The sequence below is a fragment of the Kitasatospora sp. NPDC002551 genome, assembly GCF_040296005.1.
Lineage (GTDB): Bacteria > Actinomycetota > Actinomycetes > Streptomycetales > Streptomycetaceae > Kitasatospora.
The window spans coordinates 16,441-39,772 of sequence record NZ_JBEOWI010000024.1 but is presented as its reverse complement, the minus strand read 5'-3'; the positions used below and the strand labels follow the sequence as shown (position 1 = coordinate 39,772).

The following is a 23,332-nucleotide window of genomic DNA, read 5'->3' as shown; positions in this document are numbered from 1 at the left end:
GCGTCAGACCATGCGCTCGGTCATCGGCCGGCCGCCGAGCACGTGGACGTGGGCGTGGAAGACCGTCTGCCCGGCGCCGGCGCCGGTGTTGAAGATCAGCCGGTAGTCCTCGACGCCCTCGTCGACGGCGACCCGGCCGGCCTCGGCGAGCAGCTCGCCGGCGATCTCCGGCTCCTCGGCGGCCAGCGCGGCCGCGTTCGGGTAGTGGGCGTGCGGGATCACCAGGACGTGCACCGGGGCCTTGGGGGCGATGTCGCGGAAGGCGAGCACCCGGTCGGTCTTGCGCACCACGGTGGCCGGGATCTCGCCCGCCACGATCTTGCAGAACAGGCAGTCGGGCTGCGGCTCGCCGGCCATCGGGTCTCCTCGCGGGGTGCTGGTGCTGGTCGGGTCGGTGCGTACGGCGGCATGCTAGGCCCTCTCTTTCGGATCACGCCAGGCGGTCGCCGCCGGGAGCGGGGGCCCGCGCCCCCGCCCCCGGCGTGCTCCTACCGCGCGCCGGGCACCGGCGGCGCGGTCCTCGCCGGCCGCTCGGCCAGCGCCTCCAGGGCCAGCCGGACGCCCTCGGCGAGCTGCGGGTCCTCCCCCGCCGCCCAGGCGTGCGGCGGGAAGGGCACCTCGACGTCCGGGTCCACCCCGTGGTTCTCCAGGCCCCAGCCGACCCGCTCCGACCAGAACGCGTACTTCGGCTGGGTCACCAGGGTGCCGTCCACCAGCGAGTACCGGCTGTCGATGCCGATCACCCCGCCCCAGGTGCGGGTGCCGACCACCGGGCCGATGCCGAGCGCCTGGATGGCCGCGTTGACGATGTCGCCGTCCGAACCGGAGTACTCGTCGGCCAGCGCGACCACCGGCCCGCGCGGGGCGTCCTCGGGGTACGGCGAGGGGTTGGCGACGTCCCGGGCGACGCCCCAGCCGATGATCCGGCGGGAGAGCTTCTCGACCACCAGCTGCGAGGTGTGCCCGCCCCGGTTGCCCCGGATGTCGACGATCACGCCCTCCCGGGCCATCTCCGAGCGCAGGTCGCGGTGGATCTGCGCCCAGCCGGTGGTCTGCATGTCGGGGATGTGCAGGTAGCCGAGCCGGCCGCCGGAGAGCTCGCGCACGGCGGCCCGCCGGCCGGCCACCCAGTCGTGGTAGCGCAGCGCCTCGTCGTCGGCGAGCGGGACGACCACCGGGTGGCGCCGGTCGGTGCCGTCCTTGCCGGCCACGGTCAGCTCCACCGGCTGCCCGGCGGTGCCGGCCAGCAGCGGCGCCGGGCCGGTCACCGGGTCCACCGGGCGGCCGTTGACCGCCAGGACGGCGTCCCCCGGGCGGATCGCGGCGCCCGGTGCGGCCAGCGGCGAGTGCGCCCGCGGGTCCGAGGACTCGCCGGGCAGGATCCGGGCGATCCGCCACACCTCGCCGTCGCGGACCAGGTCGGCGCCGAGCAGGCCCTGCCGGCGGGCCGGCTCGGTGTGCCGGCCGTGCGGCACCACGTAGGCGTGCGAGGTGCCCAGCTCGCCGTGCACCTCCCAGAGCAGGTCCACCAGGTCGTCGTGCGAGCCGAGCCGCTCCACCAGCGGGCGGTAGCGGGCCAGCACGCCGTCCCAGTCCACCCCGGAGAGGTCCGCGCGCCAGAAGTTGTCCCGCATCAGGCGGCCGTTCTCGTCGTACATCTGCCGCCACTCGGCCGCCGGGTCGACGCTCACCCGCAGCCGGTCCAGGTCGACGTCGATCTCCTCGTCCTCGCCGGACGCCTTGTGGTCGGCGGGCAGGATCCGCAGCTCGCCCTCGTCCAGCACGGCCAGCCGGGTGCCGTCGCCGCTGACCGCGAACGCGTCCAGGCCGTCCACCAGCTGCTCGGCCCGGCGCTTGCGGAAGTCGAAGCGCTCCAGGGCGGGCCGCGGGCGCTCGTCCTCCAGCGAGGCGGCCTCGTCGCCCAGCTCGCCGACCAGCGGGACGCGGGTCCACAGCACGCCGTCCTTGGCGGCCCGCAGGCTGCCGAACCGGCCGCCCTCCACCGGGAACGCCACGATCCGGTCGGCGATGCCGTCCAGGTCGACCCGGGTCACCGGCGGCGCGTCGGCCCCGCCCTCCTCGCCGTCCGTCCGCTTGCCGCGGGGCTCCTCGTCCTCGCCGCCGGCCGCCCGCCCGGCCCGGCTCGGCCCGAACGGGGACGGCGTGTCGGCGGCCAGGGTGATCAGGTACGGGCGGCAGCCGTTGGGGAACGACAGGTCGAAGACGTGCGAGTCGTACACCGGGTCGAAGTTGCGCACCGACAGGAACGCCAGATGCCGGCCGTCCGCGGTGAACGCCGGCGAGGTGTCGATGAACCGCTGCGGGGTCGCCTCGGAGACCGTCCGGGTGGCCAGGTTGGCCAGCACGATCTGGCGCAGCGACCACGGCCCGAGGGCCGGCTGCGACCAGGCCAGCCACGCCGAGTCCGGGCTGAACGCCAGCCCGCTGACCTCGCCGTCCGCGCTGTGCGCCAGCTCGTGCACGGCCCCGTCGGCCAGCGCGACCAGCAGCACCCGGCCGTCGTGGGCGCCGGCCGCCAGCTGCTTGCCGTCCGGCGACACCACCAGCGTGCGGACCCGCCCCAGCCGCCCGGCGGCCAGCCGGCGGCGCTCGGCGCCGAGCACGGCGGGCGCGTACTCGATCGCGTCCTCGCCCTCGGCGTCGGTCACCCAGACCACGCCCTGCGCGGCGTCCTCGCCGGCCGCGCCCGGCACCACCCGGGCGAGGCGCCCGCGCACCCCCGGCGTCTCGTCCAGCACCCGGGCCGGGCCCTCCCGGTGGGTCAGCCAGTGCACGGTGCCGCGCACCACCACCGCGCCGGCCCGGCCGGTGCGGTCCGGGGCGGCGCCCTCCAGCCAGTACGCGGCGGACACCGGGCGGGGGCGCCGGCCGGTGAGCGGGCCGGACGGGCGGACGTCCGGGCGGCGCGGCTCGGCGCCGGCCAGGTCGTCCAGCAGCCACAGCTCCCCGGCGCTGTGCCAGACCACCCGGGTGCCGTCGGTGGCGGCGTCGCGGGCGTAGAAGCCCTCCGGGGAGGTGCCGTGGCGGCGCAGGTCGGATCCGTCCGGGAGGCTGGAGTACAGGGCGCCGACGCCCTCGTGGTCGGAGAGGAAGGCGATGCGCTCGCCGACCCACAGCGGCGACTCGATGTTGCCGGTCAGCTCCTCGTGGACGCGCTCGAAGCGGTCGGTGCCGATCCACAGCTTGCCGGTCCTGCCGCCCCGGTACCGCTTCCACCAGGCCGGCTCCACGCCGAAGGCCGAGACCAGCAGCGTCCGGTCGCCGCCCGGCTCGAAGGCCAGCCCGCCGACCGGCCCGTACGGCAGGCGCTGCGGCTCGCCGCCGTCCAGCGGCACGGCGTGCGCCCAGGTGCGGCGCAGCGAGGCCTGTCCGGCGGCGGTGGTGGCGATCGGGCGGCCGTCCGCCGTCCAGCCGCGCAGCTGGGTCTGCGCGTCGCCCCAGTAGGTGAGCCGGCGCGACGGGCCGCCGTCCACCGGCACGAGGTGCACCTCGGGGGCGCCGTCCCGGGTCGAGGTGAAGGCCACGTGCCGGCCGTCCGGGGAGAACCGGGGGCGGCGGACCGGGACGTGATCGGCCGTCAGCCGCCAGGCCCGGCCGCCGTCCAGCGGGGCGAGCCACACGTCGTTCTCGGCCACGAAGGTGATCAGGTCACCGTGCAGGTGCGGGTGGCGCAGATAGGCGCCCACGGAGGTGCTCTCGGGTTCGCTCACACCCGTCACCCTGGCACGGGGCCGGTCCCCCGCGCCCGGACTTTCCCGACCCCGGCCCCCTGCGGGGGACGCGTGCTAGGACCAGCGGCCGGTGCGGCCCAGCAGCAGCGCGCCGGCGGCCACGCCCGCGGTGGAGGTGCGCAGCACCGACGGGCCGAGCCGGTACGGCTTGGCGCCGTCCGCGGCGAAGGCGGCCAGTTCCTCCGGGGAGACCCCGCCCTCCGGGCCGACCACCAGCACCAGGTCCCCGGTGCCCGGCAGCGCGGCGCCGGCCAGCGGCTCGGCGCCCTCCTCGTGCAGCACGGCCGCGAACGCGGCGCCGAGCAGCACCGGGGCCAGCTGCCGGGTGGTCATCACGTCGCGGACCACGGGGAAGCGCAGCCGGCGGGACTGCTTGCCGGCCTCCCGCGCGGTGGCCCGCCACTTGGCGAGCGCCTTGCCGCCGCGCTCGCCCTTCCACTGGGTGATGCAGCGCGAGGCCGCCCAGGGGATCACCACGTCCACGCCGACCTCGGTCATGGTCTCCACGGCCAGCTCGCCCCGGTCGCCCTTGGGCAGCGCCTGGACGACGACGATCCGCGGCGCCGGCTCCGGCTCGCGGCGCACGGCCGCCACCGTCACGTCGATCTCGTCCTTGCCGGGCACCGCCGCGACGGTGCCGTCCACGCCGAGGCCGAGCCCGTCCGTCAGGGTGAGCGCCTCGCCCGGCTCCAGCCGCTTCACGGCGGCCGCGTGCCGGCCCTCCGGCCCGTCCAGCCGCACCAGCGCGCCGGGCGCGGCGCCGGCGATCCGCTCGGTCTCGACGACGAACACGGGCGCGGTCATGCGGGGAACCTCCGGGGTGGGAAGGGGAACGGGGACGCGAAAGGGGTGCCGAGAAAGCCTCGGCACCCCCGCGCGGGACGGCTACCGGCCGTTGAAGGCGTCCTTCAGCCGGGAGAACAGCCCCTGCTGCCCGGGCGCGAACTGGCCGGACGGCCGTTCCTCGCCGCGCAGCACCGCCAGGCGGCGCAGCAGCTCCTCCTGCTCGGCGTCGAGCTTGGTGGGCGTCTGCACCTCGACATGCACTATCAGGTCGCCCCGGCCGCCGCCGCGCAGGTGGGTGATGCCCCGGCCGTGCAGCGGGATGGACTGGCCGGACTGGGTGCCGGGCCGGATGTCGACCTCCTCCACCCCGTCCAGGGTCTGCAGCGGCACCTGGGTGCCGAGCGAGGCCGCCGTCATCGGGATGGTGACGGTGCAGTGCAGGTCGTCGCCGCGCCGCTGGAACACGCTGTGGGTGGTCTCGGCGATCTCGACGTACAGGTCGCCGGCCGGGCCGCCGCCGGGGCCGACCTCGCCCTCGCCGGCCAGCTGGATCCGGGTGCCGTTGTCGACACCGGCGGGGATCTTGACGGTCAGGGTGCGGCGGGCGCGGACCCGTCCGTCACCGGCGCACTCCGGGCACGGGGTCGGCACGACGGTGCCGAAGCCCTGGCACTGCGGGCAGGGGCGGGAGGTCATGACCTGGCCCAGGAAGGACCGGGTGACCTGGGAGACCTCGCCCTTGCCGCGGCACATGTCACACGTCTGCGCGGAGGTGCCGGGCGCGGCACCCTCGCCGCTGCAGGTGGTACAGGTGACGGCGGTGTCCACCTGGAGTTCCTTGGTGGTGCCGAACGCGGCCTCCTCCAGGGTGATCTCCAGGCGGATCATCGCGTCCTGGCCGCGCCGGGTGCGCGAGCGCGGGCCGCGCTGGCCGGAGGCGGCGCCGAAGAAGGCGTCCATGATGTCGGAGAAGCCGAAGCCGGCCGCGCCCGCGCCGAAGCCGCCCGCCCCGCCGCCGCCGTTCGGCGAGAGCGGGTCGCCGCCGAGGTCGTAGACCTGGCGCTTCTGCGGGTCGGAGAGCACCTCGTAGGCGGCGTTGATCTCCTTGAACCGCTCCTGCGTCTTCGGGTCCGGGTTGACGTCCGGGTGCAGTTCGCGCGCCAGGCGCCGGAACGCCTTCTTGATCTCGTCCTGCCCCGCATCCCGTCGGACGCCGAGTACCGCGTAGTAGTCCGTGGCCACCAAATGCTCCGCTTGTTCCGCCTGTAAGAGTGCTTGCGACTTGGGCGCCGTCAAATTTTTGACGGCGCCGTTCCTACGACTCGGCCAGGATCTGGCCCACGTACCGTGCCACCGCTCGCACCGCCCCCATTGTGCCCGGATAGTCCATCCGGGTCGGACCGATCACACCCAGTTTGGCCACGCTCTCGTCGCCCGAACCGTAGCCGACCGAGACGACCGACGTGGAATTCAGCCCCTCGTAGGCGTTCTCCCGGCCGATCCGCACCGTCATCCCGGCGTCCGCGGTCTCACCCAGGAGGCGGAGCAGGACGACCTGCTCCTCCAGCGCCTCCAGCACCGGCTGGATGGTGAGGGGGAAGTCGTGGCCGAAACGGGTCAGGTTGGCCGTGCCGGCCAGCATGATCCGTTCCTCGCTCTGCTCGGCGAGCGTCTCGAAGAGCGTCGCCAGCACCACCGTGACGGTCGGCCGGTCGGCCGCCTCGAACAGCGCGGGCAGGTCGTCGAGCAGCCCGGGGACGTCCGGGAGCCGCTGGCCGGCGGCCCGCGCGTTGACCCGGGCCCGCAGATCCGCCAGCAGCGTCTCGCCGACCGTGCCCGGGCAGTCCACCAGCCGCTGCTCGACCCGGCCGGTGTTGGTGATCAGCACCAGCATCACCTTCGCCGGGGCCAGCGCGACCAGCTCGATGTGCCGGACCGTGGAGCGGCTCAGCGAGGGGTACTGCACCACCGCGACCTGGCGGGTCAGCTGGGCCAGCAGCCGCACCGTGCGGGCGACCACGTCGTCGAGGTCCACCGCGCCGTCCAGGAAGTGCCGGATCGCCCGCCGCTCGGGCGCGCTCATCGGCTTGACCTCGGCCAGCTTGTCGACGAACAGCCGGTAGCCCTTGTCGGTGGGGATGCGCCCGGCGCTGGTGTGCGGCTGGTGGATGTAGCCCTCCTCCTCCAGCGCGGCCATGTCGTTGCGGACGGTGGCCGGGGAGACCCCGAGGTTGTGGCGGTCCACCAGGGCCTTGGAGCCGACCGGCTCCTCCGTCCCCACGTAGTCCTGGACGATCGCGCGAAGCACCGCGAGCTTGCGGTCGTCGAGCTGGCGGACCTCACCGGCCATGGGGCACGCACCTCCGTCTTCACGCGTTGTCCGTTGTGACACGCCGTTGTGGCACGTGTCCGTGTTCCGAGCTTCGGGCCGGCCCCGCAGGGCCCGGCCTTGGCACTCCGACCATCCGAGTGCCAGAACCGTACCTGCCAGTGTAAGGCCCGGGTCCGACGGCAGGAACGGCCCGGCCGGGGTGATCCTGCCCGCAGTTCGCGGCGCGCGGATGATGCCGCGGGCCCGTCCGGGTGGCAGCATCGGAAGCGGACGGCGAACGGAGGAACAGCGATGTCGACCCCGGGCCAGCACACCCGTTTCGCCCCCGACCGCGGCCTGACCGGCCGGATGGTGGGGACGATGTTCCTGATCGGACTGCTGTACGTCGGATTCACCGGGCTGCTGATCGCACTGCTGCGCGGCGCCTGGCCGATCATCGTCCTGATCTCCGGCGGCCTGTTCGTCGCCCAGTTCTGGTTCAGCGACAAGATCACCGAGCGGGCGATGGGCGCCCACCGGGTCTCCCCCGAGCAGTACCCGCAGCTGCACGGCGCCGTCGACCGGCTCTGCGCGCTCGCCGACATGCCCAAGCCCCGGGTCGCCGTCGCCGACAACGACATGCCGAACGCCTTCGCCACCGGCCGCAACCCGCAGAACGCGGTGGTCTGCGTCACCACCGGCCTGCTGCGCCGGCTGGAGCCGGAGGAACTGGAAGGCGTGCTCGCGCACGAGCTGTCGCACGTCGCCCACCGGGACGTCGCCGTCATGACGGTGGCCGGCTTCCTCGGCGTGCTGGCCGGCGCGATGACCAGGATCGCCATGTACGGCGGCTTCATGGGCGGCGGGCGCAACAGCAACGACTCCAACGCGGCGATCGCCGCGCTGGTCATTCCGCTGGTGTCGATCGCGGTCTACGCGATCAGCTTCCTGCTGACCCGGCTGCTGTCCCGCTACCGGGAGCTGGCCGCCGACCGGGCCGCCGCCCAGCTCACCGGCAGGCCCAGCGCGCTGGCCTCGGCGCTCACCAAGGTGACCGGCCAGATCGCCGCCATCCCGACCAAGGACCTGCGCCAGGCGCAGGCCTACAACGCCTTCTACTTCGCCCCCGCGCTGAGCGCCCGCGAGGCCGCCACCCAGCTGTTCTCCACCCACCCTTCGCTGGAGCAGCGGCTGGCCCAGCTGGCGAAGATCTCCGCGCGGCTCGGCCGCTGACCCGCCGACCGGCTCAGCCGCCGGCCCCGACCCGGAAGGACCGCCGTGGGAATCCTGGACGCGCTGTTCGGCCGCACCAAGCCCGTCAAGCCGGACCTCGACCAGTTGTTCGGGGTTCCCTCCGCCGCGCTGACCCTGGAGGCGGGAGCGGGACTGCGGCCCACCGGACTCGGCTCGGTCTGCTTCGCCTCGGTCGAGGGCGGGGCCTTCGACGAGGTCGAACGCCAGGTCCGGGCCCTGCTGGACGCCGACACCGAGCGCGGCGGCGTCCCCGTCGAGGCGTCCAGGGACGCGTACGGCTACTCCTGGCTGCTGGCCCGGCACACCCCCGAGGAGCTGCCGGAGCTGGTCAACGACCTGCACGCGGTCAACAGCGAGCTGGAGGCGCACGGCTTCGGGCCGCAGCTGCTCTGCTCGCTGGTCGGCTTCCGCGACGCCGACGGGCGCCGGCCGCTGGCCCTGGTCTACCTGTACAAGCGCGGCACCTTCTACCCCTTCGCGCCGCTGCCGGGCGGCGGGGAGAAGCGCGACAGCCCGCTGGAGCTGGAGGTCAACGCGATGCTCGGCAACGACCTGCGGCTGGAGAAGGACCTCACCCGCTGGTTCCCGGTCTGGGGCGCGCCGGGGCTGTGAAAACCGGTGGCCGCGGCGGTCCGGCGCCCCTAGGGTCCGACCATGATCGACTGGACCGGTATCGAGACCGCCGAACCCACCCCCGACCTGCTCGCCGCGGTGAGCGCCGCCCTGCGCTCGCCCGACCCCGAGACCCGCGACAGCCGCGCCTACGAGCAGCTGTGCCGCTGGGTGCCCCTGCTCACCCCGGAGCAGCGCCTGGCCCTCGGCGACGAGATGGCCGAGCGGCTGTCCGACCCCGAGATCCAGGCCCGCACCTTCGCCCCGCTGGTCCTCGCCGACCTCGCCGACCTCGGTGCGCACCGGAGCGCCTGGCTGGACGCCTTCGCCCGCTGGTACCTCGCCGAGACCGACCTGCGCGGCTTCGACGCCGAACTCGGCTGGCTGCACGCCCTCGCGCACGGCGCCGACTACCTGGCCGCCCTCGGGCGCGGCCCGCTGCTCGCCGACCCGACGCCGCTGCTGGAGCTGGTCGCCGCCCGGCTGCTCGCCCCCACCGACCACGTCCTGGACGCCCTGGAGGACGACCGGCTCGGCCGCGCCCTCGCGCAGATCCTCACCCGCCCCGAGCTGACCGAGCGGCAGGCACTGGGCTGGCTCGACGTGATCGCCGCCCAGCCGCCGCGCCGCCCCTCGGCGACCACCGGCGCCGTGCCCGCCGTCGTCTCCAACACCCTGCGCACGCTGCGGATGCTGTACGTGCTCGCCGACCGGGGCGTGCGGATGGAGCGCGGCGGCGACCCGGTGCCGCTGCCGCACTCGGCCGCGCTGCGCGAACGGATCGCCGGGATCCTGGTGGTGAACTCGCCGTTCACCGGCTGACGCCTCGTAGACTCCGTGGAATGCGCAGCCGCCAGTACGGACCCGACCTGACCCCGCCGTGGAAGAAACAGACCCCCGCCCCCGAGGTGCCCGCCGAGCGGGACCTGGTGGTCGAGGAGGCGGCGAGCGGCTTCTGCGGGGCGGTGGTGCGCTGCGAGAAGACCGCCGAGGGCTTCACCGTCACCCTGGAGGACCGTTTCGGCAAGCACCGGGTCTTCCCGATGGTCCCGCGCGGCTTCCTGCTGGAGGGCCGGACGGTCACCCTGGTCCGGCCCCCGGGCCCGGCCCCCGCACGCGCCCCGGGCCGGACCGCCTCCGGCTCGGTCGCCGTCCCCGGTGCCCGGGCCCGGGTGGCCCGCGAGTCGCGGATCTACGTCGAGGGCCGGCACGACGCCGAGCTGGTGGAGCGGGTCTGGGGCGACGACCTGCGGATCGAGGGCGTGGTCGTCGAGTACCTGGAGGGCGTCGACGACCTGCCCGCGATCGTCGCCGACTTCGCCCCCGGCCCGGGCCGCCGCCTCGGCGTCCTGGTCGACCACCTGCTCCCGGGCACCAAGGAGCACCGCATCGCCGCCCGGGTCACCGGCCCGCACGTGCTGGTCGTCGGCCACCCCTACATCGACGTCTGGCAGGCCGTGAAGCCCTCCTCCGTCGGCATCCCCGCGTGGCCCGCCGTCCCCAGGGGCGAGGACTGGAAGACCGGCACCTGCCGCCGCCTGGGCTGGCCCGAGGACGCCCCGGCGGCGTGGAAGCGGATCCTGTCGAGGGTGGACTCCTACCGGGACCTGGAGCCCGAGCTGCTGGGCAAGGTCGAGGAGCTGATCGACTTCGTGACCCTGCCGCCTCAGGAGTAGGTCCGGAACTCCGAGGTGTCGAGAACGACGCCCAACAGGTCCAGCGGCACCGGCTCGCCGAACTTGGTGGTCCGCTCGGCCACGTAGTCCGGCAGCCCCGAGGCACTCGCCTCGGTCGGCTCGGCCAGCAGCACACAGAGGCCCTTGATCGGATCGACGATCAGGTAGAGGGGGACAGCACCCTCCGCGTAGAGCTCCCGCTTGGTGCGGTAGTCGCGCAGCACACTGGTCTTCGACACGACTTCGACGACCAACGTCACGGCCGGCGCGGGCACCAGACGCCCCGGCCCCTCGACGGTTCCTCGCTCGATCACCACCAGATCCGGCTGCGGCTCGCTCGCGTCGGCGGGGAACGCCACGTCCTGGGTCTGGAGCCAGTGCCACCGCGTGCGCGGGATCTGGTCGACGATCGACTCGACGATGAGGTCGTGGGCCATGTCCGGCCCCGCCGTCATCACGGTTTCCCCCCTGATGAGCTCGGCCTTGAAGCCTTCCGGGACCTCCAGGTTCTCGAAGATCCCCGTCATCCGGTCATCGATGGCGGTCACTGCGCGCTCCCTCCGACGGCTGACACCACGTTAACGACACTCAGTCCACCAGGTCGCGCACCACCGCGTCCGCCAGCAGGCGGCCCCGGAGGGTGAGGGCGGCGCGGCCCCCGGACCAGGGCTCCGGGGCGAGGAGGCCGTCGGCCAGGTGCTGCCGCGCGGCCTTCAGGCCGGTCTCCGTCAGCAGGTCCAGCGGGATGCCCTCGGCCAGGCGCAGCTCCAGCAGGACGCGCTCGACGCGGCGGTCCTCGGCGGTGAGGCGCTCGCGGCCCTGGGCGGGGGTGCGCCCCTCGGCGAGGGCCCGGGCGTAGGCGGCGGGGTGCTTGGCGTTCCACCAGCGGACGCCGCCGACGTGGCTGTGCGCGCCGGGGCCGGCGCCCCACCAGTCGCCGCCGGTCCAGTACAGCTCGTTGTGGCGGCAGCGGCCCTCGGGGGTGGTGGACCAGTTGGAGACCTCGTACCAGGAGTAGCCGGCGGCGCCCAGCGCCTCCTCGGCGATCAGGTAGCGGTCGGCGTGCACGTCGTCGTCGATCATCGGCAGTTCGCCGCGCCCGACCCGGGCGGCCAGCCGGGTGCCCTCCTCGACGATCAGCGAGTAGGCGGAGACGTGGTCGGGGCCGGCTCCGATCGCGGCGTCCAGGGAGGCCCGCCAGTCGTCGTCGGACTCGCCGGGGGTGCCGTAGATGAGGTCGAGGTTGACGTGCTCGAAGCCGGCCGCGCGGGCCTCGGCGACGCAGGCCTCGGGGCGCCCGGGGGTGTGGTGGCGGTCGAGCAGCTTCAGCACGTGCGGGCGGGCGGACTGCATGCCGAAGGAGATCCGGTTGTAGCCGCCCTCGCGCAGCTCCGCCAGGTACGCCGGGTCCACCGACTCCGGGTTGGCCTCGGTGGTGACCTCGGCACCCTCGGCGAGCCCGAACTCCTCGCGGATCGCGGCGAGCATCCGCACCAGGTCACGGGCCGGCAGCAGGGTCGGGGTGCCGCCGCCCAGGAAGACGGTGCGCACCGGCGGCGCGTCCGCGCCGAGGACCCGCCGGGCCAGCCGGACCTCGGCCACCACGTTGTCCGCGTACGTCTCCTGCGAGGCGACGGTGCCCGAGGAGCGCAGCTCGGTGGCGGTGTAGGTGTTGAAGTCGCAGTAGCCGCAGCGGCTCGCGCAGTAGGGCACGTGCAGGTAGAAGCCGAACGGCCGCGAGCCCAGCCCGTCGAGGGCGTGCGCGGGCAGGGAACCGTCGGACGGCACCGGTTCGCCGTCGGGAAGTGCGGAGGGCATGACCCCATTGTCCCGTACAGCCGGCCCCGCCTGTCCCGTACGGCCCTCCGGGCGGTGCGGGACAGGCGGGGCCGGGCGCGGCGGGCGGGCCGGATCAGGCCTCGTTGGCGCCCGCGTACATCGCGGTGACCGCCTCCGCGTAGGTCCGCTCCACCACCGGGCGCTTGATCTTCAGGCTCGGGGTGAGCTCGCCGTGCTCGACGTCCAGGTCGCGCGGCAGCAGGTGGAACTTCTTGATCGTCTGCCAGCGCTGGAGCTGGCCGTTGAGCCGCCGCACGAAGCCGTCGATCAGCTCGTGGGTCCGCGGGTCGGCGACCACCTCGGCGTAGGAGCGGCCGGCCAGGCCGTGCTCGGCGGCCCACGGCATGATCACCGACTCGTCCAGGCCGATCAGCGCGGTGCAGTAGTTGCGGCCGTTGCCGATCACCAGGACGTTGCTGACGAACGGGCAGACCGCCTTGAACTTGCCCTCCACCTCGCTGGGCGCGACGTACTTGCCGCCGGAGGTCTTGAACAGGTCCTTCTTGCGGTCGGTGATCCGCAGGAAGCCGTCCGGCGACAGCTCGCCGATGTCCTCGGTGTGGAACCAGCCGTCCGCCTCCAGCACCTCGGCGGTCTTCTGGGGCAGGTTGTGGTAGCCGCGCATGACGCCGGGGCCGCGCAGCAGGATCTCGCCGTCCTCGGCGATCCGCACCTCGGTGCCCGGCAGCGGACGGCCCACCGTGCCCACCCGGATGTCCTCGGCCCGGTTGACGCTGGAGCCGGCGCTGGTCTCCGACAGCCCGTAGCCCTCCAGGATCGGCACCCCGGCGCCGACGAAGAAGTAGCCGATCTCCGGGGCCAGCGCGGCACTGCCGGACACCGCCCCGCGCAGCCGCCCGCCGAAGGCGGCCCGGATCTTCGCGTACACCAGCCGGTCGGCGAGGGCGTGCTTCATCCGCAGCGCCGCCGGGGCGCTGCCCACGCCGGTCGCCACCCGGGTCTCCTGGACGGTGCGGGCGTAGTCGCGGGCGGTGCGCGCCGCCCACAGGAAGATCTTGTACTTGGCGCCGCCCTCCGCGCGGGCCTTTCCGGCGATGCCGTTGTAGACCTTCTCGAAGATCCGCGGCGCCGAGGCCATGATGGTCGGCCGGATCACCGGCAGGTTGTGGATGATCCGCTCCACCCGGCCGTCCAGCGCCATCACGTGCCCGGTCGCGATCTGCCCCGAGATCAGCGTCTTGCCGAACACGTGCGACAGCGGCAGCCACATGAACTGCACGTCGTCGGCGGCCAGCAGACCGCTCGCCTCCTGTGCCCGCCCCTCGTAGGCCCAGCAGTCGTGCACCAGGCGCACGCCCTTGGGGCGGCCGGTGGTGCCGGAGGTGTAGATGAGGGTCGCCAGCTGCTCCCTGTCGAGGGCGGCGACCGCCTTGTCGACGGCGTCCGGGTGCGCGGCCAGGTGCTCGGCGCCGAGCCGCTCCAGTTCGGCGAGGGTGATCACCCGCAGCCGGCCGGCCGGCGGCGGCCCGTCCGGCGCGTCGAACAGGATCACCGTCTCCAGCCCGGGCAGCCGGTCCAGTTCGCCGGCCACCTTGTCCAGCTGGGCCGCGTTCTCGGCGAACAGGGCCCGGGAGCCGGAGTCGGAGAGGATGAAGGCCGTCTCGTCGGCGTTGGTGCTCGGGTAGACGGCCGTGGTGGCCGCGCCGGCGCACATGTTGCCGAGGTCGGCGAGGATCCACTCCAGCCGGGTGGAGGAGGCCAGCGCGACCCGGTCCTCGGCCTCGATGCCCAGCGACAGCAGCCCGGCCGCCACCGCGTACACCCGGGCCGCGGTCTGCGCCCAGGTCAGCGACCGCCACTGCTCGGCGCCGGGGGTGCTGTCCGCCGCGTGCTCGTCCACCGGGACGGGATAGCGGTAGGCCTCGCCACCGGGGGTCAGCGCGACCCGCTCCTGGAACAGGTGGGCGACGGAGGCCGGGCGACCGGCCACGATGTCGGTGCGGCCGGAGTCGATCAGGGACTGCGCGGAACTCAACGAGGACCTCCGGGAGCGGGTGGCCGTCTGGAAGATGTGGCGTCCGTGGGGGCGGCCGCCGGCCCCCACGGCAACCGGACCGGTACCGGCGAGTAACAACGAGGGCTGCCAGCAGCCTAGGGGGAAACCGGTCATTCCGTAAGAGGGCGGGCCGAGCTGGCACCCTCCCGAACCACCGGTGCACGGCACAACCGCGCCCCCCGGAACGTTCGGCAAAGGGCTGGACAAAGATCCGGCTCGCTTGCCCGGAATCTCATGTACCGGCCTCCCGAACAACGAGAATTGGGATGCCAACGCCGCCGCCGACGACAAGAGTGAGCCAGTGCTGATCAGACTGCTCAGGGCGTACCTGCGCCCCTACACCCGACCGATCACCCTGCTGGTGCTCCTCCAGCTGGTGTCCACCCTCGGGCTGCTCTACCTGCCCACGCTCAACGCCGACATCATCGACAGCGGAGTGATCAAGGGGGACACCGGCTACATCCTGCGCGTGGGCGCCGTGATGATCGCCGTCACCCTCCTGCAGACCCTCTGCTCGATCAGCGCCGTCTACTACGGCGCCCGCACCGCCATGGCCGTCGGCCGCGACATCCGCGCCGCCGTGTTCGACCGCGTCCAGGGCTTCTCCGCCCGCGAGGTCGGCCAGTTCGGCGCGCCCTCGCTGATCACCCGCACCACCAACGACGTCCAGCAGGTCCAGATGCTGGTGCTGATGTCGTTCACCCTGATGGTCGCCGCACCGATCATGTGCGTCGGCGGCATCATCATGGCGCTCAACCAGGACGTACCGCTGTCCGGACTGCTGCTCGCCGTCGTGCCCGCCCTCGGCCTCGTCGTCGCCCTCCTGGTCCGCCAGCTGCGCCCGCGCTTCCGCAGCATGCAGGAGAAGATCGACACCGTGAACCGGGTCCTGCGCGAGCAGATCACCGGCATCCGGGTCATCCGCGCCTTCGTCAAGGACGAACACGAGCAGAACCGGTTCGCCGACGCCAACGGGGACCTCACCGGCGTCTCGCTGCAGGTCGGCAAGCTGATGGCCTACCTGTTCCCCGGCGTCATGCTCGTCGTCAACATCTCCAGCGTCGCCGTGCTGTGGTTCGGCGCCCACCGGATCAACAGCGGCGAGATGGAGATCGGCGCCCTGACCGCGTTCCTCTCCTACCTGCTGCAGATCCTCATGAGCGTCATGATGGCCACCTTCATGTTCATGATGGTGCCGCGCGCCGAGGTCTGCGCCGAACGCATCCAGGAAGTGCTCGACACCCGCTCCAGCGTCGTGCCGCCCGCCGCCCCGGTCACCGAGGTGCTGCGCCGCGGCCACCTCGAACTGCGCGACGTCGACTTCCGCTACCCCGGCGCCGAGGCCTCCGTACTGCGCGGCATCGGCATCACCGCCCGCCCCGGCGAGACCACCGCCGTCATCGGCTCCACCGGCAGCGGCAAGTCCACCCTGCTCGGACTCGTCCCCCGGCTCTTCGACGCCACCTCCGGGCAGGTCCTGCTCGGCGGGGTCGACGTCCGCGAACTCGACCCGACGGCCCTGTCCGACAGCGTCGGACTCGTCCCGCAGAAGCCCTACCTGTTCTCCGGCACCGTCGCCAGCAACCTGCGCTACGGCCGCCCCGACGCCACCGACGAGGAACTCTGGCACGCCCTGGAGATCGCCCAGGCCAAGGACTTCGTCGAACAGCTCGCCGAAGGCCTGGACGCGCCCATCTCGCAGGGCGGCAGCAACGTCTCCGGCGGCCAGCGCCAGCGCCTGGCGATCGCCCGCACGCTGGTGCGCCGGCCCGACGTCTACCTCTTCGACGACTCCTTCTCGGCCCTCGACTACGCCACCGACGCCAGGCTGCGCAAGGCGCTCGCCCGCGAGACCTCCGAGGCCACCGTGGTGATCGTCGCCCAGCGCGTCTCCACCATCCGCGACGCCGACCGGATCATCGTCCTGGACGAGGGCGCCGTCGTCGGCAGCGGCACCCACGGCGAGCTCATGGCCGACAACCCGACGTACCGGGAGATCGTGCTCTCCCAGCTCACCGAGCAGGAGGCGGCGTGACCAGCCCCGACAAGTCCGCGCCCGGCTTCGACAAGGCACCCGGCGGGCGGCCCGGCGGTCCGGGCCGCCCGGGCGGCCCCGGTGGACCCGGTGGACCCGGCGCGGGCGGCCGCCCGCCCCAGCCGGCCGGCGACTCCCAGGCCGCCGCCGCCCGCCGCGGCCCCGCCGGCCCCGGCCGCTTCATGGGCGGCCAGGGCGCCGAGAAGTCCATGGACTTCAAGGCCTCCGGCAAGCGGCTGCTCAAGCTGCTGCGCCCCGAGCGCGCCCTGATCACCGGCGTCCTCGCCCTCGGCGTCCTCAGCATCGGCGCCGCCATCGTCGGCCCCAAGATCCTCGGCAACGCCACCGACCTGATCTTCGCCGGCGTCATCAGCAGCCGCTTCCCCGCCGACGCCTCCAAGCAGCAGATCATCGACTCCATGCGCGCCCGCGGCGACGGCGACCTCGCCAACCTGCTCTCCTCCGTGGACTTCACCCCCGGCCAGGGCATGGACTTCGACGCCATCGGCACCGTCCTGCTCTGGGTCCTCGCCATCTACGTCGCCTCCGCCGTCTTCGGCGTCGTCCAGGGCCGCCTCGCCGCCCGCGCCATCCAGCGCGCCGGCTACCGGCTGCGCCAGGACACCGAGGCCAAGCTCGCCCGGCTGCCGCTCAGCTACTTCGACAAGCAGCCCCGGGGCGAGGTCCTCAGCCGGGTCACCAACGACATCGACAACATCAGCCAGACCATGCAGCAGACCATGGGCCAGGTGGTCAACTCGCTGCTCACCGTCGTCGGCGTGCTCGCCATGATGTTCTGGATCTCCTGGCTGCTCGCCCTCATCGCGCTGATCGCCGTCCCGCTGTCCGTCGTCGTCGCCACCCGCGTCGGCAAGCGCGCCCAGCCCCAGTTCGTCCAGCAGTGGCGCTCCACCGGACAGCTCAACGCGCACATCGAGGAGATGTACACCGGCCACGCCCTGGTCAAGGTCTTCGGCCGGCAGAAGGAGTCCGCCGAGACCTTCCGCGAGCACAACGAGGCCCTCTACGCCTCCAGCTTCAAGGCCCAGTTCATCTCCGGCATCATCCAGCCCGCGATGATGCTCATCGGCAACCTCCAGTACGTGCTGATCGCCGTCGTCGGCGGCCTGCGGGTGGCCAGCGGCGCGCTGTCCATCGGCGACGTCCAGGCCTTCATCCAGTACTCCCGCCAGTTCAGCCAGCCGCTCACCCAGGTCGCCAGCATGGCCAACCTGGTGCAGTCCGGCGTCGCCTCCGCCGAGCGCGTCTTCGAACTCCTCGACGCCCCCGAGCAGACCCCCGAACCGGCCATGCCCGAGCGCCCCGACACCCTGCGCGGCCGGGTCGTCTTCCAGGACGTCGCCTTCCGCTACGACCCCGACAAGCCGCTCATCGAGGACCTCTCGCTCAAGGTCGAACCCGGCCAGACCGTCGCCATCGTCGGCCCCACCGGTGCCGGCAAGACCACCCTGGTCAACCTGCTGATGCGGTTCTACGAGGTCAGCTCCGGCCGGATCACCCTGGACGGCGTGGACATCGCCGCGATGTCCCGCGAGGAACTGCGCTCCGGCATCGGCATGGTCCTCCAGGACACCTGGCTGTTCGGCGGCACCATCGCCGACAACATCGCCTACGGCGCGGACGGAGGCGCGGAGCGCGGCGACCCGGCCAAGGATGGTGACGGGCGACGGACGGGCGCCACCCGCGAACAGGTCGTCGAGGCCGCCAGGGCCGCCCACGTCGACCGCTTCGTGCGCACCCTGCCCGAGGGCTACGACACCGTCATCGACGACGAGGGCACCGGCGTCAGCGCCGGCGAGAAGCAGCTCATCACCATCGCCCGGGCCTTCCTCGCCCAGCCCTCGATCCTCGTCCTCGACGAGGCCACCAGCTCCGTCGACACCCGCACCGAGGTACTCATCCAGCGGGCCATGGCCCGGCTGCGCACCGGCCGCACCAGCTTCGTCATCGCCCACCGGCTCTCCACCATCCGGGACGCCGACGTGATCCTGGTGATGGAGAACGGCTCCATCGTCGAGCAGGGCGGCCACGACGAGCTGATCGCCGCCGACGGGGCCTACGCCCGGCTCTACAAGGCGCAGTTCGCCGAGGCGGTGGCCGAGGTCGAGTAGCCGCGTGCCACCGGGAGCCCGGGGCGGACGGTCCTCGTGTCCGCCCCGGGCTCCCGCGCGTGCGGGCCCCGCCGCGCGCCGCCGGAACTCGCCGCCGCGGCGGCGGGCGCTACGGTATGGGCCGTGAGTGACGAACCGTCGACGACCGCCGCCGAGCCCGGAACCCCGGCCGAGGAGACCCCGGCCGCCGGTACCCCGACCACTGGTACCGCGGGCGCTGGTACCGCGGGCGCGCCCGCCGCCGGCGGCCCGGACGCCTTCGAGGAGCACCGGCGCTACCTCGGCTCCGTCGCCTACCGGATGCTCGGCTCCTTCACCGACGCCGAGGACGTCCTCCAGGAGGCCTGGCTGCGCTGGCGCGCCGCCGACCGCACCACCGTCGCCGACCCCCGCGCCTACCTCACCACCGTCGTCACCCGGCTCTGCTACGACCAGCTCGGCTCCGCCCGGGCCCGCCGCGAGTCCTACTTCGGCGAATGGCTGCCCGAACCGTCCCTCTCCTACCAGGACGCCCCCGCCTCCCCCGCCGACCTCGCCGAACGCGGCGAGTCCGTCTCCCTCGCGCTGCTCGCCGTCCTGGAACAGCTCACCCCCGCCGAGCGCGCCGCCTTCGTCCTGCACGACGTCTTCGCCGTCGGCTTCGACGAGATCGCCGCCTCCCTCGACCGCAGCCCCGACGCCGCCCGCCAGCTCGCCTCCCGCGCCCGCCGCCGGATCAAGGACGGCGGACGCCGGGCCACCGCCGACCCGGCCGAGCACCGGCAGGCCATCGAGGCGTTCGCCGCCGCCAGCGCCCGCGGCGACATCGAGAGCCTGCTCGCCGTCCTCGACCCCGGGATCGTCTGGCACTCCGACGGCGGCGGCGTCGTCACCGCCGGCGCCCGCGCGGTGCTCGGCGCCGACAAGGTCTCCCGGCTCGTGCTGGGCTTGGTCGCCAAGTGGGTCACGCCCGAGGCCACCGTGGAGTTCGCGCTGGTCAACGGCGAGCCCGGACTCGTCTGGTACACCCGGCCCGGCGTGGTCGGCGGCGTGCTGGCCTTCACCGTCGCCGACGGCCGGATCACCGAGGCGTACGCGGTGGTCAACCCGGAGAAGCTCGGCCACCTCAACGCCCCCGCCACCCCTCCGGAGGTGTGACGCAGGTCACGGTCACACTTCCCCGGGCGCCGTCGTCCCCCTTCCGAACACGCGGAGAAGCGCTCCCCGGCCACCCCGGGGGCGCCGCGAGAGGGCGTCGACGACGGCGCCACGAAGGAGCGGGACGACATGACCGAGAAGCAGATCGTCGTACTGGGGGCCGGCTACGCGGGCCTCGCCGCCGCGACCCGGGCCGGAAAGCGCGGCCGGGTGACCCTGGTCGCGCCCGAGAGCCGCATCCTGCACCGCGTCCGCCAGCACGAGACCACCGCCGGCCTCCCCGTGCACCGGCCCGCCATCGACGAGGTGCTGCGCGGACGGGGCGTGCGGCACGTCCGGGCCCGCGCCACCGGCCTCGACCTCACCGGCCGCAAGATCGTCCTCGACAACGGCGACACCCTCGCCTACGACACCCTCGTCTACGCCCTCGGCAGCCGCACCGCCTGGCACGGCGTCCCCGGCGCCGCCGAGCACGCCCACCCCGTCGAACGGGCCGCCGAGGTCGCCGAGCGGCTGCGCACCGCCGGGCGCCCCGGCACCGTGGCGGTCGTCGGCGGCGGCGCCACCGGCATCGAGCTGGCCGCCGAACTCGCCGAGGCCCACCCGCGCTGGACCGTGCGGATCGTCGCCGCCGAGCAGGTCGGCGGCTGGTTCTCGGCCCGGGGCCACGACCACGTCCACCGCGTGCTGCGCGGACTCGGCGTCGGGATCCACGAGCACAGCGCCGTCACCGCCGTCGACGCCGAGGGCCTGAGCACCACCACCGGCCGGATCCCCGCCGACCTGGTCGTCTGGGCCGCCTCGATGGAGCCGCACCCGCTGGCCGCCGAGGCCGGCCTCGCCGTCACCCCCGGCGGACAGGCCGTCGTCGACGACCACCTGCGGTCGGTGTCGCACCCCGAGGTGTACGTGATCGGCGACGCCGCCGAGGTCACCGTGCCCGGCACCGGCACCCTGCGGATGGGCTGCGCCACCGCCCTGCCGCAGGGCCAGTACCTCGGCAAGGTGCTCACGGGGCGCACCGACAAGCCGTTCGCCTTCCGCTACGTCGTGCAGTGCCTGAGCCTCGGGCGGCGCGACGGCCTGCTCCAGCTGATCCACGGCGACGACTCGATGCGGCCCACCGTGCTCACCGGGCGGGCCGGGCGGCTGGCCAAGGCGGCGATCCTCAAGTCCGTCGTGCTGTCGCTGCGCTGAGCGGCGCGGCACGCCCGAGGGGCCCGGGACGCGGTGTGCGTCCCGGGCCCCTCGCGGTGGCGCCGTCGTTACTTCTTCTCGCCCTTGGGCGCCTCGGCGTCGGTGGACAGCGCGGCGATGAAGGCCTCCTGCGGGACCTCCACGCGGCCGACCATCTTCATCCGCTTCTTGCCTTCCTTCTGCTTCTCCAGCAGCTTCCGCTTGCGGGAGATGTCACCGCCGTAGCACTTGGCGAGGACGTCCTTGCGGATCGCGCGGACCGTCTCACGGGCGATCACCCGCGAGCCGATCGCGGCCTGGATCGGCACCTCGAACTGCTGGCGCGGGATCAGCTTCTGCAGCTTGCCGGCCATCATCACGCCGTAGCTGTAGGCCTTGTCCTTGTGCACGATCGCGGAGAACGCGTCCACCGCGTCGCCGTGCAGCAGGATGTCGACCTTGACCAGGCTGGCGCTCTGCTCGCCGATGGGCTCGTAGTCGAGCGAGGCGTAGCCGCGGGTCTTGGACTTCAGCTGGTCGAAGAAGTCGAAGACGATCTCGGCGAGCGGCAGGGTGTAGCGCAGCTCGACCCGGTCCTCGGAGAGGTAGTCCATGCCCTGGAGGTTGCCGCGGCGGGACTGGCAGAGCTCCATGATCGCGCCGACGAACTCGTTCGGCGCCAGGATGGTGCCGCGCACGACCGGCTCGTACACCTCGGCGATCTTGCCGGTGGGGAACTCGCTCGGGTTGGTGACGGTGTGCTCGGTGCCGTCCTCCATGATCACCCGGTAGACCACGTTCGGGGCGGTGGAGATGAGGTCGAGGTTGAACTCGCGCTCCAGGCGCTCCCGGATGATCTCCAGGTGCAGCAGGCCGAGGAAGCCGCAGCGGTAGCCGAAGCCGAGCGCCACCGAGGTCTCCGGCTCGTACACCAGGGCCGCGTCGTTCAGCCGCAGCTTGTCGAGCGCGTCGCGCAGCAGCGGGTAGTCCGAGCCGTCCAGCGGGTACAGGCCGGAGAACACCATCGGGCGCGGGTCCTTGTAGCCGCCCAGCGCCTCGGTGGCGCCCTTGTGCTGCGAGGTGATCGTGTCACCGACCTTGGACTGCCGGACGTCCTTCACACCGGTGATGATGTAGCCGACCTCGCCGACGCCCAGGCCGTCGGCGACCTTCGGCTCCGGCGAGATGACGCCGATCTCCAGCAGCTCGTGGGTCGCGCCGGTGGACATCATGGCGATGCGCTCGCGCTTGTTGAGCTGGCCGTCGACCACACGGACGTAGGTGACCACGCCGCGGTAGGCGTCGTAGACCGAGTCGAAGATCATCGCGCGGGCCGGGGCCTCGGCGACGCCGACCGGGGCCGGGACGGTGTCGACGATGTGGTCCAGCAGGTCCTCGACGCCCAGACCGGTCTTGGCGCTGACCTTCAGGACGTCGCCCGGGTCGCAGCCGATGATGTGCGCGATCTCCTCGGCGTACTTCTCCGGCTGGGCGGCCGGCAGGTCGATCTTGTTCAGCACCGGGACGATCGTGAGGTCGTTCTCCAGCGCCAGGTACAGGTTGGCGAGGGTCTGCGCCTCGATGCCCTGGGCCGCGTCGACCACCAGGACGGTGCCCTCGCAGGCCGCCAGGGAGCGGGACACCTCGTACGTGAAGTCCACGTGGCCCGGGGTGTCGATCATGTTGAGGATGTGGGTGGAACCGGCGTTGGAGCCGGTCTTCGGCGCCCAGGGGAGTCGGACGGCCTGCGACTTGATGGTGATGCCGCGCTCGCGCTCGATGTCCATGCGGTCGAGGTACTGGGCGCGCATCTGCCGCGGGTCGACCACACCGGTGATCTGCAGCATCCGGTCGGCGAGCGTCGACTTGCCGTGGTCGATGTGGGCGATGATGCAGAAGTTGCGGATCAGCGCCGGGTCGGTACGGCTGGGCTCTGGCACATTGCTGGGGGTCGCGGGCACCTTGGTCCGATTCTCCGTTGGTCCGGGGGCCGGGGGTGTCCGGATCATCGCTGACCGGCTTCCCGGGCGACCGGACGGTCGTCCGATCGAGATAGTTCCTCCCATCTTCCCATCTCCCGCGAGCGGGCCGCGCGCCAGCGCCCGGTTTGGGCCGGGACCACGGCCCCTGGTAGCGTTGGGCGCTGCACCTGGCCTCGGCATGCCCTCTCAGCTGGTCCGACGGCCGCGCGGTGCAGTCCTCCCCCGGCCCCGGCCGGGAGGGACCTCCAGCAACCGAGACACAGACTGAGGCTCTTTCGTGGCGAACATCAAGTCCCAGATCAAGCGCAACAAGACCAACGAGAAGGCGCGCCTGCGCAACAAGGCCGTCAAGTCCTCGCTGAAGACCGCCCTGCGCAAGGCCCGCGAGGCCGCTGCCGCCGGCGAGACCGAGAAGGCCACCGAGCTGGCCCGCGCCGCCTCCAAGGCGCTGGACAAGGCCGTGAGCAAGGGCGTCATCCACGCCAACCAGGCCGCCAACAAGAAGTCGGCCATCACCAAGCGCGTCAACGCCGCCGCCCAGGCCTGACGCCCCCGGGGCCGCTTCGACGGCCCCTCCCCCTCGGGACGGTCCGGCCCTCTACCCGGAAGCCCGGGGCGCACAG

Annotated in this window: 18 protein-coding genes; 9 read left to right on the top strand and 9 right to left on the bottom strand. The window is 73.3% G+C overall.

Going from position 1 to position 23,332, the window contains the following annotated elements; genetic code table 11:
• Positions 1-3 precede the first annotated feature (3 nt).
• From ABT093_RS20965 to hrcA, 5 genes are all read right to left on the bottom strand, one after another.
• Complete coding sequence (locus tag ABT093_RS20965; protein ID WP_350566365.1) at positions 4-357, bottom strand: histidine triad nucleotide-binding protein; 354 nt, start codon at positions 355-357, stop codon at positions 4-6.
• 131 nt (positions 358-488) lie between these two features.
• Positions 489-3,731: a S41 family peptidase gene (locus ABT093_RS20960; RefSeq protein WP_350566363.1), complete on the bottom strand. Its 3,243-nt coding sequence runs from the start codon at positions 3,729-3,731 to the stop codon at positions 489-491.
• A gap of 75 nt (positions 3,732-3,806) precedes the next feature.
• Complete coding sequence (locus tag ABT093_RS20955) at positions 3,807-4,556, bottom strand: 16S rRNA (uracil(1498)-N(3))-methyltransferase (RefSeq protein WP_350566361.1); 750 nt, start codon at positions 4,554-4,556, stop codon at positions 3,807-3,809.
• Between the two features lie 81 nt (positions 4,557-4,637).
• Positions 4,638-5,780, bottom strand: a complete 1,143-nt coding sequence (gene dnaJ, locus ABT093_RS20950) for a molecular chaperone DnaJ (RefSeq protein ID WP_350566360.1) — start codon at positions 5,778-5,780, stop codon at positions 4,638-4,640.
• A gap of 73 nt (positions 5,781-5,853) precedes the next feature.
• Positions 5,854-6,888, bottom strand: coding sequence for a heat-inducible transcriptional repressor HrcA (hrcA, locus tag ABT093_RS20945; RefSeq protein ID WP_350566358.1), 1,035 nt, complete (start codon positions 6,886-6,888; stop codon positions 5,854-5,856).
• A gap of 273 nt (positions 6,889-7,161) precedes the next feature.
• Between hrcA and htpX the strand changes: the two genes are divergently transcribed.
• The 4 genes from htpX to ABT093_RS20925 are packed head-to-tail and all read left to right on the top strand — an operon-like array spanning position 7,162 to position 10,391.
• A complete protein-coding gene (gene htpX / locus ABT093_RS20940; protein ID WP_350566356.1) occupies positions 7,162-8,082 on the top strand; it encodes a zinc metalloprotease HtpX in 921 nt (306 codons plus the stop codon).
• Between the two features lie 45 nt (positions 8,083-8,127).
• Entirely contained in the window at positions 8,128-8,715 is a 588-nt protein-coding gene (gene pspAB, locus ABT093_RS20935) for a PspA-associated protein PspAB (RefSeq protein ID WP_350566355.1), read from the top strand.
• Positions 8,716-8,757: 42 nt separating this feature from the next.
• Positions 8,758-9,537: a DUF2785 domain-containing protein gene (locus ABT093_RS20930; protein WP_350566353.1), complete on the top strand. Its 780-nt coding sequence runs from the start codon at positions 8,758-8,760 to the stop codon at positions 9,535-9,537.
• 20 nt (positions 9,538-9,557) lie between these two features.
• Complete coding sequence (locus ABT093_RS20925; RefSeq protein ID WP_350566351.1) at positions 9,558-10,391, top strand: DUF3097 domain-containing protein; 834 nt, start codon at positions 9,558-9,560, stop codon at positions 10,389-10,391.
• Here the strand turns inward: ABT093_RS20925 and ABT093_RS20920 are convergent.
• The 3 genes from ABT093_RS20920 to ABT093_RS20910 form a co-directional block, all read right to left on the bottom strand.
• Positions 10,382-10,939: a Uma2 family endonuclease gene (locus ABT093_RS20920; protein ID WP_350566349.1), complete on the bottom strand. Its 558-nt coding sequence runs from the start codon at positions 10,937-10,939 to the stop codon at positions 10,382-10,384. The two genes, ABT093_RS20925 and ABT093_RS20920, sit on opposite strands and share 10 nt — an antisense overlap.
• Positions 10,940-10,979: 40 nt before the next feature.
• Positions 10,980-12,209 carry a radical SAM family heme chaperone HemW gene (gene hemW / locus ABT093_RS20915; protein ID WP_350566347.1) on the bottom strand — a complete coding sequence of 410 codons (1,230 nt, stop codon included), beginning with the start codon at positions 12,207-12,209 and terminating at the stop codon, positions 10,980-10,982.
• 94 nt (positions 12,210-12,303) lie between these two features.
• A complete protein-coding gene (locus ABT093_RS20910) occupies positions 12,304-14,226 on the bottom strand; it encodes an AMP-dependent synthetase/ligase (RefSeq protein ID WP_350566345.1) in 1,923 nt (640 codons plus the stop codon).
• 322 nt (positions 14,227-14,548) lie between these two features.
• Between ABT093_RS20910 and ABT093_RS20905 the strand changes: the two genes are divergently transcribed.
• From ABT093_RS20905 to ABT093_RS20890, 4 genes are all read left to right on the top strand, one after another.
• Positions 14,549-16,282, top strand: a complete 1,734-nt coding sequence (locus ABT093_RS20905) for an ABC transporter ATP-binding protein (protein WP_350566344.1) — start codon at positions 14,549-14,551, stop codon at positions 16,280-16,282.
• A gap of 182 nt (positions 16,283-16,464) precedes the next feature.
• Positions 16,465-18,414, top strand: coding sequence for an ABC transporter ATP-binding protein (locus tag ABT093_RS20900; RefSeq protein WP_350566495.1), 1,950 nt, complete (start codon positions 16,465-16,467; stop codon positions 18,412-18,414).
• 123 nt (positions 18,415-18,537) lie between these two features.
• Positions 18,538-19,551 carry an RNA polymerase sigma factor SigJ gene (gene sigJ / locus ABT093_RS20895; protein ID WP_350566342.1) on the top strand — a complete coding sequence of 338 codons (1,014 nt, stop codon included), beginning with the start codon at positions 18,538-18,540 and terminating at the stop codon, positions 19,549-19,551.
• Between the two features lie 129 nt (positions 19,552-19,680).
• Positions 19,681-20,748, top strand: coding sequence for an NAD(P)/FAD-dependent oxidoreductase (locus ABT093_RS20890; RefSeq protein ID WP_350566340.1), 1,068 nt, complete (start codon positions 19,681-19,683; stop codon positions 20,746-20,748).
• Positions 20,749-20,816: 68 nt separating this feature from the next.
• On the opposite strand, the gene lepA is transcribed toward ABT093_RS20890, so the two are convergent.
• A complete protein-coding gene (lepA, locus tag ABT093_RS20885) occupies positions 20,817-22,688 on the bottom strand; it encodes a translation elongation factor 4 (RefSeq protein WP_350566338.1) in 1,872 nt (623 codons plus the stop codon).
• A 298-nt stretch (positions 22,689-22,986) separates the two neighbouring features.
• Between lepA and rpsT the strand changes: the two genes are divergently transcribed.
• Positions 22,987-23,256, top strand: a complete 270-nt coding sequence (rpsT, locus tag ABT093_RS20880) for a 30S ribosomal protein S20 (protein ID WP_350566336.1) — start codon at positions 22,987-22,989, stop codon at positions 23,254-23,256.
• Positions 23,257-23,332 lie beyond the last annotated feature (76 nt).

Coding starts and splice junctions, on each gene's coding strand:
- ABT093_RS20965 (WP_350566365.1), bottom strand. CDS start 357: ATGGCCGGCGAGCCGCAGCCCGACTGCCTGTTCTGCAAGATCGTGGCG.
- ABT093_RS20955 (WP_350566361.1), bottom strand. CDS start 4,556: ATGACCGCGCCCGTGTTCGTCGTCGAGACCGAGCGGATCGCCGGCGCC.
- hrcA (WP_350566358.1), bottom strand. CDS start 6,888: ATGGCCGGTGAGGTCCGCCAGCTCGACGACCGCAAGCTCGCGGTGCTT.
- htpX (WP_350566356.1), top strand. CDS start 7,162: ATGTCGACCCCGGGCCAGCACACCCGTTTCGCCCCCGACCGCGGCCTG.
- ABT093_RS20930 (WP_350566353.1), top strand. CDS start 8,758: ATGATCGACTGGACCGGTATCGAGACCGCCGAACCCACCCCCGACCTG.
- ABT093_RS20925 (WP_350566351.1), top strand. CDS start 9,558: ATGCGCAGCCGCCAGTACGGACCCGACCTGACCCCGCCGTGGAAGAAA.
- hemW (WP_350566347.1), bottom strand. CDS start 12,209: ATGCCCTCCGCACTTCCCGACGGCGAACCGGTGCCGTCCGACGGTTCC.
- ABT093_RS20900 (WP_350566495.1), top strand. CDS start 16,465: ATGGGCGGCCAGGGCGCCGAGAAGTCCATGGACTTCAAGGCCTCCGGC.
- ABT093_RS20890 (WP_350566340.1), top strand. CDS start 19,681: ATGACCGAGAAGCAGATCGTCGTACTGGGGGCCGGCTACGCGGGCCTC.